Source organism: Heliorestis acidaminivorans (assembly GCF_008933955.1).
In the GTDB taxonomy this organism is placed as follows: domain Bacteria; phylum Bacillota; class Desulfitobacteriia; order Heliobacteriales; family Heliobacteriaceae; genus Heliorestis; species Heliorestis acidaminivorans.
Genome location: NZ_WBXO01000001.1, coordinates 129,216 through 146,370 on the forward strand (window position 1 = coordinate 129,216; position 17,155 = coordinate 146,370).

Genomic DNA, 17,155 nt, shown 5'->3' on the forward strand with positions numbered 1-17,155 from the left:
AGTTATATTAGATGTAATTGATTAGCCGGACAACTTTAGTGTACAGCGCCGACAGCGCCGGACCAGATAAAATTACTAGATATGAGTTGGTTTATAAAGCTTCGTAAAAGGACCGAAAAATCACTTCTCCAGACTTCACATAATAGGTATTATGTAAACTAGGATGATCCTACGCTGGGTTTTAGGGCTTTTTTTTCATGGGTTTTCTTTATGAAACAATATGCTTTCATCTCTTACCTGCGTAAAGAGCTCTATAGACTATAGCTTGAATCGACTTTGCTTTTATATAAAAAACCAAAGCCAGTAACTCTCTGATGCAAAATCGGAGAGTTACTGGCTTTTTAAGACTAAGACTATTTCTGTATAAATCAAGGTCTAAAAAGGTAATCGCTAAAGTTCAAACTCTTCGGTATAGTTAATCGTCGGTCCAATCCCGCTTCTATTAATACATTCGCCTTTTAAGTTCTCATACTCTATTCCTGCTTTAAGAACGAATTCTTTATTTTGAACTGAAGGAATAGCAAGAGAAATATTTGCTTTATATTTACCTTTAACAAAACCTTCACCTTCTTTTCCTAATCTACCAAAATCAAACCGACCATTTTCTACCAACGACTTATTCTGTGCTAATAAACCACTTGAATTTCTTAACGAGATAATCAATGAAGCCTTGTCAAAAAGATTAGTTGTTCCTTTTACATTAATTGTATTGTCACTGTTTCGTGTAATATCAAGATTAAAAACTACATCTAATCCATTCGGGTTTAAAGGTATAGTTTGTGTATATTGGTATACTTTTCTCTTAATTTTTTTAATTTCTATTTCATTGTACTCATTATCAGAAAGACCTATTGTTTCTTTCCAATATGCAGCTTGCTCCTTTATTTCATAAAAATGCACCTTCGCATCTAGAAAACATTTTGAAACCTGATATCTTTTGGTATTAAAATTCAACCCTTCTTTTTTTAACCAAAACATCACGTTATCCAGATGTAAAGCTACTTCTTGAAAATTACTCAAGTATTTATTAAATTTATCATTTCTTGAGTGTCCATAATCACTGAACTCTAGAAAAAACTTAGTGATTACACTTCCATTTTCAGTTACATATTTCTGTAAGTCGTCAATATTTCCACTCTGAAAAGCATCAAACATATATTTATACTGAAGCTCGAATTTTTCAAATGTTTTCATGTTTTGTGTAAAGAGAATTTTATCATCTACGAAGGTATACTCATTATAGTAATCAGAAAGTGTACTGTAATACTTTTCAAAACGCCATATATAGCCTAGCTCGTCCTTCTCTCCAATGAGCTGTGGTTTAAATATAGGATCTAAAGATTCTCTTATCCACTGACCTTTTATTAACCAGTTTCGCATGACATAGTCATCGCAGTTCTTCGCAATATAAATCCATACGACATCGTTACTTTTTTTATAATGATTAATAATCTGAATTCCAACATGTTTGACTTCTTCAATCTGCATAGCTTTATTTAATACCGCTACAACAGAGCATTTTCTAGCACCTGCATGAGAAACTTCAAGGATGTTATATGTGCCATCCAGATTAAAATCTGCAGTTTTGTACTTCTCCTTCAAATAGTCAGCAACCGACGGAAACTCTGGATATATCGTTGTCTCATTAATATTGTACTTTTCATCAAGCTCCTTTTTAGCAGCTTTTTTATGTTCAAAAGGAATCCTTATCACCATTGTTGGCTTAATTGAATCCAAGGGCAGTACATCTTTTTTTATCTCCTTGCCAACAATTTTATTACCACAGATAGCAAATGTGCCCTTCTGGCAAAATAATCTTTCATTAGATTCTTGAAGTTTAACAGAGTGCTCAATAAATGCTCCTTCTGACGCAAATTCTAATATTTCATCTTCAGTTATATTTTCTGAATAGCATTCTTGATAGGAACTTTTTATCCCTTCTAGTTCAAATGATTCTAATGTTGCCAGAAGTGACAATAGTTTAATCCTTTTATCATTCAAGGAATGCTCTGGCTGAACAAATACATATACATTTCCATGTGATTTATCGTCAACCGTGTTGACAGCAAAGAAAAGAGCGATTAAGGGATCAACAGTTAAATCTACTAGTCTTGTTGGAATACCATAATGTTGCATTTTAGATAAACGCTCAATCGGAGTGATTAAGTTATCAAACTCTACCGTTTTCATACTAATTGCTTCTCTGTATATGGAATTTTCGTTTTTTGTATATTCTTTATCTCTAGAAATGCTTGATGTGATATCCTTATACTCTTCTGATTGGCCTCTGTAGAACACATTCTTGTAAATGTCATATCGCGATATTTTTTTTAAATAATCATCAACAGTGTTAATTTGCTCCATATAACCCCCCTATCTTATATGTAATAGCTTCGGATAGTTTTATTCCATTTTAAGGTAGTCGTCAGAAAACACATCGTTATAACTTATTGTCGTTATATTTGGTAAACCTGGGCCAAGAACATGCTGACCTTCTTCCTCTTTTTGATATATATTTAGATTAAGATTAAGTAGCTCTTCTAAATAATCTTTTTTTGTGAATCCATAAGTTTCAATAACAGCATAGTCCAGTTTTTGCTGGGCTTTTTTTAGTGGATTTTCACCAGGTAGCTCCATAGTTCTATAAAGTTCACGCAAATTTAAATTATTTTCTTTTAACAAAAAGTCTCTAACCTGTCTAAGTTCTCTACTTGCTTTAGCAACCTTAATAATATTTTCTGAACTTGGTGTTTGTGGCCAGGGAAATGTATCGAATACTGTATTTGATGTATATCTATAATCTTCTCTCAATGTAGAGCATTTTGCTGTAAACCAAGACCAATGGACTGAAGATTGTAATATTCCAAAACTATAATCATCTTCAAAAGGAAACACTATTAACGAAGCGTTAGGTCTAATTCTTGAGCTAATAAACTCAAATATTGGTCGTTTAGTAACTTGGGAACAAACTATATATCTTTTTATTTTTGATATTTGTTCAATTAATTCTTCTCTAGCGTAAGATAAGCGCCACCAGTATCTTAAAAAATTATTATGATGTTTATTTACTTTTGCATCAGGATCTATGTCTAGTATCTTTTTATTTCTTTCTTGTTCCAGCATAGCTTTTTTCTTTCGAACTGGCAAAACTTTTTGCATAATCAAACTGAATGGTTTGGAGTATGCTCTAGCTTCCACTACATTTTTAGATTGGAAATCAATTACATACCTTGAAGGCAATCTGTTCTTTTTAACAAATAAATCTTTAGTTCCAAGATACGGGAAAACAACATCAAGGTTCTTCTCTTCTTTAATTAACTCTATTGCTTGTTCTGGCGTTAATAAAAAACCCTCATGGCCATGTGTCTGTCCTTGATAACAACCTTTAGAATTTTCATTACACTTTAATGTTTTTGTTACATTGAGGTCTACACCTGGCATCAAACTACTAGTGATCACGCCTATGTCATCTATAATCTTATCCTTAAGTATAAGTTTTTTTCTTCCAGAAAAATCGCCTTTTATCCAATTAACTATTGAAACGTGTACATTTGCATCTCCTGACCATAATTGATTAGACACTGCTTCAACAATAGTCCCATTATTTTGAGTAATATAGTCTAAACCACCGATTCTTGAATAATTTTGTCTGATTGAATTTGTACCAACTAATCCAGCTCTTGAATTAGGCTTCATAACTTCATGAGCTTTTCTAAACCAATATACACAATAATCTGCTCTTCCTGGGATTCTACTATAGCTACTTCTTAGTTTATGTAAATACTCTGTACCAAACTCATCTTGCATTTTATTCTTAGACTGAAATGGCGGATTTCCTATTATTGCATCTACCTCAGGCCAATCAACAAATAGAGCATCTGCGCAAATAATATTATCGTCTAAGTTTTCTAAAGGTAATACATCTTCGTGAACATGCAACTCATCGTAAGCAAGTTTTTTAGCTATCATTAATGTAACTTTCGCAAGTTCTACCGCAAAGTTGCTAATATCGATACCATAAAAATTTGCAGCCGACAAAAAAGACAGACCTGTTTCTTCTCTGTTTTTACTCTTGTTCCTAATTCTTACTTCTCTTATTTTATCAATAATGCTTTTCTCTACCCTTTTCAATTCCCTATATGCTATATACAAAAAATTCCCTGACCCACAGGCAGGATCAAGTACCTTGAATGACCATATCTCATTTAATAAATTATTTAATTCTTTAATTGTTGTTGCTGATTCTATGCGATTTCTCCAAGGTACTACTATAGTGGGATAAACAATCTTTTGAATGTCATTCTCACTTGTAAAATGGGCACCTGTAGCATGTCTTTCATTTTGATTCATAGAATCTTCAAATATTGTCCCAAATATTGCAGGCTTTATTTTTGACCAATCATATTTATAAGAAGCTTCATATAATAAGTTCAGTTCATCTGTATTAAGTTCTAAGGGTTCTACAGTAGCAAACAGTCCTCCGTTAAAATAATCCACCCCTTTATAACGTCCATATGCAGTTTCACCGGGTTCATTCATTCTACGAAACAAGTCCCCTAGTAAATCATATGAACTTTTTCCTCTTAAGCACTCATCAACTAAAGTAGTAAATAAATATTTGGGAAGTAAGTCGATGTCTTCTGAAAAACTAGCTAATACACACTGTAACACAAATCTTTGTGCAACTTCCCGTTCTATGCCTCTAGCTATCAAAGATTTAAACAAATCAGCTACTTTTTCTGCTGCTCCTGCAGTAACCTCAATTAAGTTGTTCCTAAACACAGGTTTTTTTACTTCAGGTAATAGAAAAGCCAAAGCTCCCCAATGTTCAGGAAGATTGTCTACTTTTATTTTATCCATGGGTTCATACAATTGATAATTAAAGTCATAAATCCAAAATTCATCAAAATTGCACAACACTACATATCGTGGTCTATCGGGGATTAGCTCTATCCAGTATTTCCATGCTTGTTCATAATGTTTAGAAAGATCGGTGTTTCTCTTTTTCATCTCTATTAAAAGTATTGGTTTCCAAACTAAATCTGCAAAGTTTACTCCTTTTTTCGCACGAATCCTGAACTCCAATGTTCCACCAGCTTCTAGTATTCCTTTATGCCCAAAAGCCTGAAACAGTCGATCTAAGAAAATTTGTGCTTCTCCTTTTTCATCACCTTTACAATAGCATCTCCACCACTCAACAAAATCTCGCAAACGCTCTTTAAAATCACCGTTCATATACTCCATCCTTTATACTCAAGCTTTTTTATTATCTGCACTCACTAATGCTGGACTCTAGCCAATCAAATTAACGAATCGGCTTTTATAATAATTAAATAGATTCATTCTACAAACACCTTAATAATTCCTTTGAATAAAATGGATAACAATAAGTGTTGAGCTGAAAAACATTCCAGATGCAATCGCTATAATAAAAATTGACCACTAGAATAAAAAACGCTAGAAAAAAAGTTGACCACCCTGACCATCAAACCTGCTAAGCTGGAGTTGACGAGACAACAGCAAAGGCAGGTAGAAAAGGATGATCAAGGTGGATACATATAAGTATATCAAAGATCTTCACATTAAGGAACGTAAGTCAATCCGACAAATTTCTAGGGATACTGGGCTTTCTCGCCAAACAATCCTCAAAATCCTATATGGTTCTGTAGAAGAAGTTACACAGTACAAAAGAAATGTACCGCCGCCAGCACCACTTAAAGAACAATATGCTCCCATCAATAGGGATTGGATAGTCGAGAATCTAACAGCTCCACCGAAACAACGCTACACCGCGAGTCGTATCTTTGAACGCCTTCAAGAGGAGAAAGGTTTTACAGGCGGTGCATCAACGGTTAGGGGTTGGGTAAAGGAAATAAAGCATGAATTGAACATTGAACGTGTTGAAACCTATGTTCCTCTAGACCATGACCCCGTTGGCCGTGCTCAATGTGATTGGACCCCTGCTGTGGCAAGAATCAACGGTAGGGACATTAAGGGCGATTTATTTTTAATGCGGTTTAGCAACAGCAGAGCTTTTTATGTTCGTTTTTACCCACACCAGAGACAAGAAGCATTTTTTGATGCCCACGAGAAGACATTTACGTTTTTTAATGGCGTACCACAAAGTATTCTCTACGATAACCTAAAAACTGCAGTTAAGCGTGTACTTGTAGGACGTAAACGAGAGGAACAGGATGCTTTTGTCAAGTTTCGGGCTCACCATGGCTTTGATAGTGAATTTTGCAATCGATCTAGGGGAAACGAAAAAGGTGGAATAGAGGCTCTAGCTCGCTACGTTAAGTGGCACATCTTCACTCCAGTACCTGAATTCCCTACCATCGAGGCCCTCAATAACTGGATTGAAGAACGTTGCCGCAAACTGAATGCTAGGCCAAGGGGACGTAATCAGCAAAGAGTATTTTATCTCACTCTTAGGTGTTCAACAAATCGGGTACGGGTCAATATGCAGGCCTGAAGGTACAGACTTTGCATCATCACCTGCATGTGGTATTGTGTCTGGCGATCTGGGTTAGATTACTAAGACCTTCAATTACATGGACTTGACTTATTCCTTGTGTGCCAACCGCTGGCTATTGTCTTAATAGAAACGCAAAACGGTAGTGTTTACTCCTAATCGCACTACTCAGTGAGAGATCTCTAATAGTTTAAAATTTTTAGTTATGAGTTCTAATGATTCTCCTGTCTAAATTATGCACTTGCACTAATAAGGGCACAAATACCACCAAATTTAAAATAACGTTCACCTTTCTCAGCAACTTCGCAAACGAACTCATCTTACGTTTGTTTGAGCACCCTTCTGGAAGCTGAGCCACTAACGGTAAAGTGCATTATTTACAGCATGTCGCATAAACAATGCCGCCTGGATTGTCCTTCCGAGCAAGCGTGATTTTTTATAGATCCTCAAAAAAATGAAATTTAACAAATCTTTTCCAATATAATTAATTTAAGCTGATAGACCCTCTTTGAGTTTCTGCTGAGACCAAACGAATACGCCAATCTTATGAGTTATCTTTCTTTATCCTTTTTTCAAATCTTTCGATGAATAACTGTGGTGTATCTTTACAGTCAATGATAATTGCCGTGGGTTCTTTTGTCCCAATGCTCCAGTAATTTATAATTAAATGATATTTGCTTCTTGTTTCCTGACCAACTCCTGATAATCCGCCTAAAACAGCTCCAAGAGGACCTAGTAAAACACCGCCGACAATAGCCCTACCCAATGCCGATTTATCTCGTAATTCTTTATCACTTAAGTATTTGAGAGATATGATCTGAGAATCGTGTAATTTCAAAAGATTTTCGAAATATCTATTAATGGCAATTCCCTTTTTGTGCAATGTAACATTTATACTCCCCTCAGGGATACCTTTGACAATGTTTTTTTGTGGGTCAAAAGTACCTTTTATATAAGCGTTATAAAACCAGTTTACTAGTTGCGTACCTATAGATAGGTCAGTAGGCAAGTCGGGAAATTTAAGTTCTTCAGTAGATATCTGCCCAATAGCCATTAGTGATAACTGGCTGATGGGAAAACCACATTGCGGACATGCATTAGCTCTATCGCTAACCTGTCTATCGCAGTCGGGACAATTTATAAGAGCCAATCTAAACACTTCCTTTTTATAATTTTTTATACGAGGAAATAGCTCTGCGGTATCACTCATAGTTAGTAGCTTTGTGTGTTGTGTGGCTCAAAACCGTTGGAAAGGTGGCTCACTTTTTCCATAGAAGTGTCTCACTCGTAGTTACTGGCAAGGGAAATAAAACCAGAAAAGTTGATATTGATGAAAGATGTGCTTGCTTCCTGCAGAAATACTTACAGACGAGGGATAAGGAGTGTCAAGAAAAAGCCTTATTTCTTAGCAATCAAAAAAAGAGGTTAAGCATCCGTTCTATTGAACAAAAATGAAAACAAGAGAACTGTGCGCATCTACATGAAATTAACGGATAAAGCAAGGAAACGAAAATACGAGGAATGTTATGTGGATAATCTTCTTAAATCATGACTCTGCCCTTTTTATCTGTGCAATATAAAAAGACGTTAGTTCTTCCATTCTTAATAATGAATCTCTTTAGCTATAACGATAAACCCAGCCATCCAAAAAACCTTGTCCTGCTGCCAAAGTTCTTAGTGGTTCCATAACTTCACTATAAGCTTTATTTATCCGCTTATAATTCAACAAATCAGAATCATCCTTCAATCTTAGATCAACAATATAAGGTTCGACATACTTTTGCCATTTTGAAAAAGGTAGGTTTTTATGTGTAACTACTAAGCCTTGATATTGAAGTTCAACAAATTTATCAAAGTATATAGAAGATGGTAGCAAATTGCTCTTTTGAGAATTTGCCTCTTTAGTAACAGGCACCAAGTTCCACAAATGATTGTGTACAATAAATGACCAGGGCAGATAGTGATCTAGGTTAATCTTAGTAACTATTTCATCACTATATATACATCGAATCTGTATATATTGGGAAACAGTACGCCAATATTTTGTTTGAGCTGTTAAAGGTTCTCTACGAATGACTGGGAACAGCTTTTTAGCCAATGCTGGAACGTTAGGATTTTTTCTTTGCATATACCCTAACCAATTCCATGCTACCCAACCTTCTAATATAGTATAGTTCACTCTAATATACTCCATCCATTCTGGATGGATAAATAGTGCATCTCTTGATTCAACAAAGCGGTATAATGGTTTCACCTCTTCAAATTTTTCAGTAGCTAATAGAAAAATCTCTCTATCTATATTAAGTTTACTATCCGGAATTCCACGTAACTGTATAAAAAAGGGGCGCAGAAAACGATAAGGAACATATCGAAGCAACTGATATCCAATATGATTTTTTTCAAATTCCTTAAGTAATGAATCTTTGTTATGTGCTTTCGATTGAATATTCAATCCATCTAATACTTGTCCGATTTGATCTTGTTTACCAAAAGATAACCGAAAGAAGGTGTGAGGATACCATGCATTCACTAGCATATTTTTAGCAATATCATTAAAAGAAATAGCTTTTTTAATATCAAACCCATTGTCACGAATTAGTTCAAGTAAAGACATAAAAAACAAATATTTATAAGAGCTTGTAGTTTTTGAAAAAACATTACTCAATACATTGACTTTTAGTTCTTTGTATCTAGGAAGATAATTCATGCAAATTCCCCCCAAGAAATTCTTGTTAATGACTATTATAGCTACTTAATATATCTGTTCATATTAAAACCTCAAAGATAGATTGCAATGTATTCTAATGGAAATTCAAAATAATTCATAACCAACCACAAGTTCTTGTGCTAACTTCAACTAATTTCTTGGAGTTTCGCTAACTATATTAATCTTTTCTATCACCGTAGATCGCATCTTTTAGATATCTCACTCGTTATTACTTAAACCTTCGGCTAAAACTTAATCGTCGATAGTCCAATATATCTTTAAGGTGATCTGTCAATGCAGGAGTAGCATATTCACCTAACTCCTTAGGCAGTGAAAAAATGCGGTTAATCTCATCGTAATGAAAAAAGGACTCTTTCCCTTTACTGAGAAAGTGAACTGGATTTTTCTTAGCTAGCTTCATAAAATCATCAAGCACCCAGTTACGCCAATCTGAATTGGATTTATCCTGCAAGTCTTTTTGATGAAGTGGATATTCATGGTAAAAGTGCTGAAAACGTTCCCCGATGGTCTTTAATGGAACTTGAAGGTGTAGCTTATCCCCATCGATAAATGCCCCAATCGTCGGGATCTTATAGAGCTTGGCCATCGATGTTTTTTCTACCTGCCTAAAAAACTGCTCAACGATGGTATCTAACCAGCTTTTCTCTTCCTCAGTTAACTCTTCAATATCGGCAAGGAAACGTAACCACCCACGCTTAAGATACTCTCGCGTAGGTATATCGCATCCCTTAAACATATCGACACGCCAAGGTTTTCTGCCAATCTGCTCTTTAATGCGGAAGTACTCATCACGCATTCGCTTGGGAAGTGGGTCGTTGTTAGCCAGTTGTTCAAAAAGTTCAATCACTTTCATATCAAACTGTACACGGCAGTTGTCAGGAAAATCGTAATTTTGAATTTTTCTGATCCGCTGAGTTTTCGGATCCATCGGATTATCGCCGGCCAAAAGACTGGGGATATAATGGGCTTTTTTGTAATTGCCGATAAAGTCAAGTACGGTCAACCGCTCTTTCCTCTCATACTTACGTAGACCCCGGCCCAGTTGTTGCAGGAAGATTACCATTGACTCAGTGGGACGCAAAAACATGACCGTATCGATGCTGGGGATATCAATACCTTCATTAAAGATGTCTACAGCAAAAATGACTTGGAGATCACCATTGTTGATTGCATTGATCGCCTCAACACGCTCCATGGATTGTCCTGATTCATTACGTCCACTATGTACGGCAGTTGCCGGAATTCCTTTTTCATTAAAGTAAGCAGACATAAAGTCAGCATGGTGAATGGAAGCACAAAAGCCAATGGTCCGTTCTCCGGCTAGCTTTCGGTAATGATTAAGCACCAAGTCAGCCCGCTCTTGGCGTAGCAACTGCATTTCCAGCTCTTCCAGCACGTACTTGCCATTGCGGTAAGCTACCTCGAAATAATCTGTTTCGTCGAAAACACCGTAGTAATCAAAAGGGACCAGCAGATCTCTGTTAATCGCATCTTTTAGGTAGATCTCATAAATCAGATGGTCATCACAGAGAGCGAAAATATCCCGATTGTCCGACCGAAAAGGCGTCGCTGTTAAGCCCAGCAAGAATTTGGGACGAAAGTAATTAAGTATATTGAGATAGCTATCCGCTCCGGCATGGTGAAACTCGTCGACAACGATATAATCAAAATAATCGGGTGAAAATTTTTCAAGATGCTGACTTCGACTTAAGGTCTGAATTGTAGCAAAGTAAATATCTGCTACTTCATCCTTGCGAAATCCGGCAAACATTCCGGTCTTAGTATTCGGACGGATTTGTTTAAAGGAGGCCTCCGCCTGTCGCAGAATTTCCTCTCGGTGAGCCACAAAAAGAATGCGCTTAAAGTTCAAAGAATCAAAGGCCGCTAAATAGGTCTTTCCAACCCCAGTAGCAGCAACTACGATTCCTTTGTTCACTCCTTCTGATCGAGCTCTTTTCAACTCAAATAGGGCTTCTATCTGAGCACCCCTTGGTTCTACAACCGCAACGGCTTCCGTTTTTCCCTTTTTTTCTGATTCGAAGGCCTCTTCGTGTTTTACAAATGATGGTTTTTTCCAGTGGGCAGCATATTCTTGTAGCACTTTATCTGTGATCTTTTCCGAATGATGATAAAATAGATCTTCAAAGGTGTTCGTAAACTTCTGATACTGATCCTGATGTTCGGCAGTGGTAAAATGGAAATTCCATTCCACTCCTGAAGTAAGTGCTGATAAAGACAGGTTAGATGAACCTACATAGATTTCACCTTCTCCTTTGCCATGCTCAAAAATATAAGCCTTGGGGTGGAAAGAACGAGTTCTTTCATAAAAAAAACGAATATCTAATGAAGCGCCAAGTCTGTCTTTAAGGTAGTAAATCGCAGACGGTTCTGTCACCGCCATATATCTTCCTGTAAGGATTTGAATTGGCACGCCTCGTTGAGCAGCCACTTGGAGATGATCGGTAATCTTCTTGGCCCCCGATTCCATAATAAAAGCAATGATTAGTCGAATATTCTGTGCTTTGGTGATAGACTTTGTCAAATAGGACAGCAGATGATCCTCTTTTCCCACAATGGCGTTAGACAATGGAATCCACCTCACTGTTACTATAGTTTTATATATCTTTAGAAGGATGATTATCTTCTTCTCCGAAAATGGACGTCTTTTCCAAATTGCAACAAGAAACCATTTGGAAATCGATGCAAGAATAAGCTACTTGTCAAAATCAAAAAGGAGCGTCTGTCTATGAAAATCTCCCAAGCAGAGCTAGATACAATCCAATATTATGATGATCATGCCGAAGAGTTTTACCATTCCACTGTAAATGCTGATGTAACGGAACTCTATCAACTTTTTATAGAAAAATTGCCACCGGGGGGAACGATCCTTGATGCTGGATGCGGCTCTGGTCGTGACAGCCTCTATTTTTTGAAGCAAGGTTTTCTAGTCACGCCAATTGACGCCTCTGTCGCTATGGTTGAGAAGTGCTCTCAACTCACAGGTGTACAGGCCCAGCAACTACCGTTTAATCAGGTAGACTTCGATTCAGCCTTTGACGGAATTTGGGCTTGCGCTTCTTTGTTACATATCCCACGCTCATCAATAGATGAAATCCTAGTTAAATTCACTAAAGCTATGAAGCCTAGCGCTTTCTTCTATAGCTCTTTTAAGTATGGAGATAAAGAAGAGATTCGAAAGGGTCGCTTATTTAATAGTTATCGAGAAGACTCTTTTCAAGAACTGATCGCTCAGCACAAGCAACTAGAGCTCGTTAAGATATGGAGGACAACCGATGTCCGTCCAAGAAGAGATGATGAGTACTGGTTGAATGCTTTGTTAAGGAAAAGGGTAGATCCTTAAACTGTTTCTTATTAACATCCTATAGCATCGATAATTAAAAGGACTAAGATCTCACGATATAAACTTAACCTAGTACAGGAAACTTGGAGCTTGCATATGAAAGACAGTCCAGCAAATGTGCTGAGCTGTCTTTCTGATCACGAAACCAACTTTGGTTGACTTCTAATGCATAACGATAGGGGTGAATATGCCAATAGATAGGACAAGGCATATGATAACAAGGGTTCATGTCTTGAATCTCTAGAAGCGTACCACTGCTATCGATAAATGCGATTGATAAGGCTATCTTTGTGTTTTTGGTTTTATCAACACAAAAGTTGACCACCTATGCTAGAGCAAAAGTTAACCAGTCCACTGATACAACGGTAAACTAACAGATAATTCTGATTACAGATTAACCCTAGCGTTAATCTTCATTAGGTTGTTGGAGTAAGGAGTGCTTCTATGACTATATCTCGTGTCATTGTACTGTTCATAGCCCATCTAACGATTTCTTTGTGATATAGCTCATTAACGGTAGTCAAGTAGTCCCAGCCCTTTTCTGTTGGTAAATAGGAGATGTCGCAAACAAAAACTTTATTTGGTGCTTACTTCAAAGTCTGAATCTTTTCAATATCTCCAAAATATTTTCCCCATACTTCTCAACTTTCACATCTCCAAATCCAGAAACCTTCAATAAAGACTCTTTAGAATCAGGCATCTTATCAATAAGAGCCTTCATCTGCTTATCGTTAAATATGTAGTAAGGTTTAATTTTTTCTTCTAGAAGCAAGTTTGATTTCTTGGTCTATCTTGGCTTTAACCGCTCCATTTGTCTCACTTCGCAGGGCTTGGAGTTTAGAGATATAGTCTGTTACATCACTTTCTTCTTTTAAAATTACCGGTCTGTCAAGTTTGTTAAAAAACAATTAGCTCACCCTTGCTCACAGTTTTTCTATAGACTGTTGCTTAATTGACTTCATAGCTACCTATGTATTTGCTCATATATAACCCTCCAAACTCGAAAGATAATGCTTTCCAATAGCAGTCCATATAATAAGAAAAACCAACCAAGAGTTGCTTTGCACAACTTGGCTGGTTAATATGTCGGTCATTTTTTTATATTGTATCATTAACTATTCGAAAAATTTGTCGAAATATGTTTTTTATACTAATGAAAAACAGCCCAGCAAATGTGCTGGACTGTTTTTTTACTTATTCTCAACCAAAGTTCTTTAATCGGAGTAACCGTTGTCCCGCCTCATCTAATGTTTCCTTGCGTTTGGCAAAATTCAATCGCATCCATTGATGAATTGGCTCGCGGAAGAAGCTTGACCCTGGTACAGCGGCAACACCAATCTCCTTGGCCAACCACTCACAAAAGGCCTCGTCATCTTGATAGCCAAAAGGTGTAATATCTACCATGACATAATAGGCACCTTGAGGATTCGTATAGTTAAGGCCAAGAGTATTTAAATATTGAAGAAAAGTATCGCGTTTTTCTTGATATTGCCGCCTTAGATCTCTGTAATAGTCGTCAGAAAAATTTAGCGCTGTCACAGCCGCTTCTTGCAAAGGTGCAGCAGCCCCAACAGTTAAAAAATCATGGATTTTGCGTGCACCATCAATCAAGTAAGGTGGTGCTATCACATAGCCTAGTCGCCAACCAGTGATAGAATATGTTTTGGAAAGGGAGCTACAAGAAATCGTTCTGTTAAACATTCCAGGAAGGGATGCAAAGTAGCTGTGCTCATAGGGTTCATAGACAATATGCTCATAAACTTCATCGGTGATCACAAAAGTATCAAATTCTTCAGCAAATTTAGCGATCAATTGAAGTTCTTCAAGGCTAAAGACTTTTCCACTTGGGTTGGCGGGATTGCAAAGTATCAAGGCTTTCGGCTTTTGTTCAAAGGCTCGACGAAGTTCGGCTTCATCAAAGTTATATGCAGGTGGACGTAAAGGAACGTAAATCGGTTCAGCTCCTGTTAAGATTGTGTCTGCTACATAGTTTTCATAAAAAGGTGAAAAAACAATGACTTTGTCGCCAGGATCGCAGACTGTCATCATGGCAACCATCATGGCCTCTGTACTGCCACAGGTTACTACAATATTTTTCTCCGGATCGATCGGCAGATTCATAAAACGTGTTTGCTTACGAGCTAAGGCTTCTCGAAAATTCGCTGCCCCCCAAGTGATTGCATACTGATGTGGTCCTTCATAAGAAACTTTATGCAAAGACTCTAACAACTGCTGTGGTGGATCAAAGTCAGGGAATCCCTGAGATAAGTTGATGGCACCATAACTTTGAGCTACTCGTGTCATTCTTCGAATTACAGACTCACCAAAATGCTGTAACCTTTTGCTAACTGGCGGCATTACGTACTCTCCTTATTTTTTTAACTGTGAGAAGTATATTTACTATCAACGTGCTTGTCAATAAACATAGAGTATAATGCATTAAAAGGCTTCTCTTATTAAAGTATGGAGATAAAGAAAAGATTCGAAAGGGTCGCTTCTTTAACAGTTATCGAGAAGACTCTTTTCGAGACCTGATCGCTCAGCACAAGCAACTAGAGCTTGTTAAGATGTGGAGGACAACCGATGTCCGTCCAGGAAGAGATGATGAGTACTGGTTGAATGCTTTGTTAAGGAAAAGGGTAGATCCTTAAACTGTTATCATTTTTACATCCTATAACTATCGATAATTAAAACTACTAAGATCTCACGAAATAAACTTAACCCTAGTACAGGAAAGTTGAAGCTTGCAAATATAAAAACAGCCCAGCAAATGAGCTGAGCTGTTTTTATATCATCAAGTGTCAGATGGCCATACAAACTTATCACCTTTCTAAACCTTCTGATCACGAAACCAACCTTGGTTGACTTCTAAAGCAAAACGATAGGGGTAAACAGGCCAATAGATAGGACAAGGCATATCATAACAAGGGTTCATGTCTTGTATCTCTAGAAGCGTACCACTGCTGTCAATAAAAGCGATTGATAGGGCTATTATTGTGTTTTCATCCAGAAACCCTCCACGCTATGCTGTTGAAAAACAAAAAGCATGCCTTCGCTATATGATAAGCTGTCCCGTCCTGCAAGGCCAAGATTGTGTTTTTCTGGTCTATCGGCTAACTCTACTTGTATAGGGATGACTTCTCCATCCTTTTTTTCAATCATTATGGTTATCTTTCGGATTTCCTCAATCGTTTTCTTAGAGAAGCTATGATTATTAAGAAAGATAAGAGCTACAGCGATCCAACATAGCAGTATTGTTAATCCTATCTTTTTCATAAATCCATTATACTCTGACTAGTAGATCTACTAACCTTTCTTACCATAAATATTAAGCTTTATAGAAATTCAAAATAACTTGCGATAAATATTCAAATAGCTATTTAAAACTACCCGCACCCCGCAACCCTTTTTATTCAAAATGAGCAATCAGCGCAAAAATATACGCTGTATTCATTGACAACTTTTTAGCTTCTTGCGTTAGATGCTTCTCGCCATTCTTCCATCTATAGTAATACGGATAGATCGTTTCAAAATCATTCTTTGTGATTTTTCTTCTTTGAGACATTTTTGTTGATGGTGTGCGGGTTGTTGAATTTTGAACATATAAATCACCGTTTTCTATGTAGCAATTGAACCATAATGGCTCTTTCTTATTGCTTGGAACAGTTGCTATGTCTTCTGATGTTTCCTTCAAACGAATCATAATATTGTTCCATGTTGTTTCAATACTCAACTTGTTTCCCCCTCAAATATTAATTTACTGACAGTGCTAAAAGTTTACGATATCACTGTGCCAGCATCTGCTTGAGCCTTTTAATCTCAGGAATTAACTTATACGCTCTCTCGCCATATCCCTTTGCTTTATCCCGAACTACAAAAACCAACCATAGGTTGCTTTGCACAACTTGGCTGGTTAATATGTTGTTTGTTCTTTCCAATATTGTATCATTAATTATTTGAAAACTATGTCGAAATATGTTATTTAATCAAAACAACAAAAAAAGTCACCCTAGCCTTTGCTAAAGGTGACTTTACTCTAAACGATTAGGGGGGGTAGTTGAGAACTTCGTATCATCAAATATCAGAAGGCCAGATAAGCTTATCACCTTTTTCAACCTTCTGATCACGAAACCAACCTTGGTTGACTTCTAAAGCATAACGATAGGGGTGAACTGGCCAATAGATAGGACAAGGCATATCGTAACAAGGGTTCATGTCTTGTATCTCTAGAATCGTACTACTGCTATCGATAAAAGCGATTGATAAGGCTATCTTTGTATTTTTCATCCAGAATCCCTCTACCCTATCCTGTTGAAAAATAAAAAGCATGCCTTCGTTATAGGATAAGCTGTCCCGTCCCGCAAGCCCAAGATTTTGTTTTTCCGGTCTATCGGCTAGCTCTACTTGTAAAGGGATGACTTCTCCATCCCTTTTTTCAATCAATATGGTTACCTTTTGTATTTCCTCAATTGTTTTCTTAGAGTCGCTATGATTATTAAGAAAGATAAAAGCTACAGCGATCAAGCATAACAATATCGTTAATCCTATCTTTTTCATAAATCCATTATACCCTGAATAGCAGATCTACTAA

At 36.8% G+C, this 17,155-nt stretch carries 13 protein-coding genes and 1 pseudogene; 2 read left to right on the forward strand and 12 right to left on the reverse strand.

All coding sequences use genetic code 11. The features are described from left to right. Positions 1-390 precede the first annotated feature (390 nt). Both F9B85_RS00635 and F9B85_RS00640 read right to left on the reverse strand, forming a co-directional pair. Positions 391-2,364, reverse strand: coding sequence for an FRG domain-containing protein (locus tag F9B85_RS00635; protein WP_151617682.1), 1,974 nt, complete (start codon positions 2,362-2,364; stop codon positions 391-393). A 39-nt stretch (positions 2,365-2,403) separates the two neighbouring features. After that, positions 2,404-5,235 (reverse strand): DNA methyltransferase, encoded by a 2,832-nt coding sequence (locus F9B85_RS00640; protein WP_151617683.1) that lies wholly within the window; start codon positions 5,233-5,235, stop codon positions 2,404-2,406. A gap of 313 nt (positions 5,236-5,548) precedes the next feature. On the opposite strand from F9B85_RS00640, the gene istA reads away from it, so the two are divergent. Further along, positions 5,549-6,475 (forward strand): IS21 family transposase, encoded by a 927-nt coding sequence (gene istA, locus F9B85_RS00645; RefSeq protein WP_170270056.1) that lies wholly within the window; start codon positions 5,549-5,551, stop codon positions 6,473-6,475. Positions 6,476-7,019: 544 nt separating this feature from the next. On the opposite strand, the gene F9B85_RS00650 is transcribed toward istA, so the two are convergent. The 3 genes from F9B85_RS00650 to F9B85_RS00660 all read right to left on the reverse strand — a co-directional run bounded on the left by F9B85_RS00650 (position 7,020) and on the right by F9B85_RS00660 (position 11,790). Beyond that, positions 7,020-7,625 carry a zinc-ribbon domain-containing protein gene (locus F9B85_RS00650; protein ID WP_170270057.1) on the reverse strand — a complete coding sequence of 202 codons (606 nt, stop codon included), beginning with the start codon at positions 7,623-7,625 and terminating at the stop codon, positions 7,020-7,022. Positions 7,626-8,093: 468 nt separating this feature from the next. Then, positions 8,094-9,182 (reverse strand): HNH endonuclease domain-containing protein, encoded by a 1,089-nt coding sequence (locus tag F9B85_RS00655; protein WP_151617686.1) that lies wholly within the window; start codon positions 9,180-9,182, stop codon positions 8,094-8,096. A gap of 229 nt (positions 9,183-9,411) precedes the next feature. After that, on the reverse strand, positions 9,412-11,790 hold the full coding sequence (locus F9B85_RS00660) for a DEAD/DEAH box helicase family protein (protein ID WP_151617687.1): 2,379 nt from the start codon (positions 11,788-11,790) through the stop codon (positions 9,412-9,414). Between the two features lie 159 nt (positions 11,791-11,949). On the opposite strand from F9B85_RS00660, the gene F9B85_RS00665 reads away from it, so the two are divergent. Next, positions 11,950-12,564, forward strand: a complete 615-nt coding sequence (locus F9B85_RS00665; RefSeq protein ID WP_151617688.1) for a class I SAM-dependent methyltransferase — start codon at positions 11,950-11,952, stop codon at positions 12,562-12,564. A gap of 64 nt (positions 12,565-12,628) precedes the next feature. Here F9B85_RS00665 and F9B85_RS14995 read toward each other — a convergent pair whose 3' ends face one another. The 7 genes and pseudogenes from F9B85_RS14995 to F9B85_RS00700 all read right to left on the reverse strand — a co-directional run bounded on the left by F9B85_RS14995 (position 12,629) and on the right by F9B85_RS00700 (position 17,121). Next, a complete protein-coding gene (locus F9B85_RS14995) occupies positions 12,629-12,889 on the reverse strand; it encodes a DUF192 domain-containing protein (protein ID WP_151617689.1) in 261 nt (86 codons plus the stop codon). A gap of 267 nt (positions 12,890-13,156) precedes the next feature. Beyond that, positions 13,157-13,285 (reverse strand): HRDC domain-containing protein, encoded by a 129-nt coding sequence (locus F9B85_RS00675; protein ID WP_151618322.1) that lies wholly within the window; start codon positions 13,283-13,285, stop codon positions 13,157-13,159. Between the two features lie 28 nt (positions 13,286-13,313). Next, positions 13,314-13,472 carry a hypothetical protein gene (locus F9B85_RS14255; protein ID WP_170270039.1) on the reverse strand — a complete coding sequence of 53 codons (159 nt, stop codon included), beginning with the start codon at positions 13,470-13,472 and terminating at the stop codon, positions 13,314-13,316. 292 nt (positions 13,473-13,764) lie between these two features. Beyond that, a complete protein-coding gene (locus tag F9B85_RS00680; protein WP_151617690.1) occupies positions 13,765-14,922 on the reverse strand; it encodes a pyridoxal phosphate-dependent aminotransferase in 1,158 nt (385 codons plus the stop codon). Positions 14,923-15,394: 472 nt separating this feature from the next. Then, positions 15,395-15,840, reverse strand: a pseudogene (locus F9B85_RS15000) (DUF192 domain-containing protein). Positions 15,841-15,973: 133 nt separating this feature from the next. After that, the gene (locus F9B85_RS00695; protein WP_151617692.1) at positions 15,974-16,297 is read right to left on the reverse strand and encodes a hypothetical protein; all 324 of its coding nucleotides are present in this window, start codon (positions 16,295-16,297) and stop codon (positions 15,974-15,976) included. A 341-nt stretch (positions 16,298-16,638) separates the two neighbouring features. Next, positions 16,639-17,121, reverse strand: coding sequence for a DUF192 domain-containing protein (locus F9B85_RS00700; RefSeq protein WP_151617693.1), 483 nt, complete (start codon positions 17,119-17,121; stop codon positions 16,639-16,641). Between the last annotated feature and the right edge of the window lie 34 nt (positions 17,122-17,155).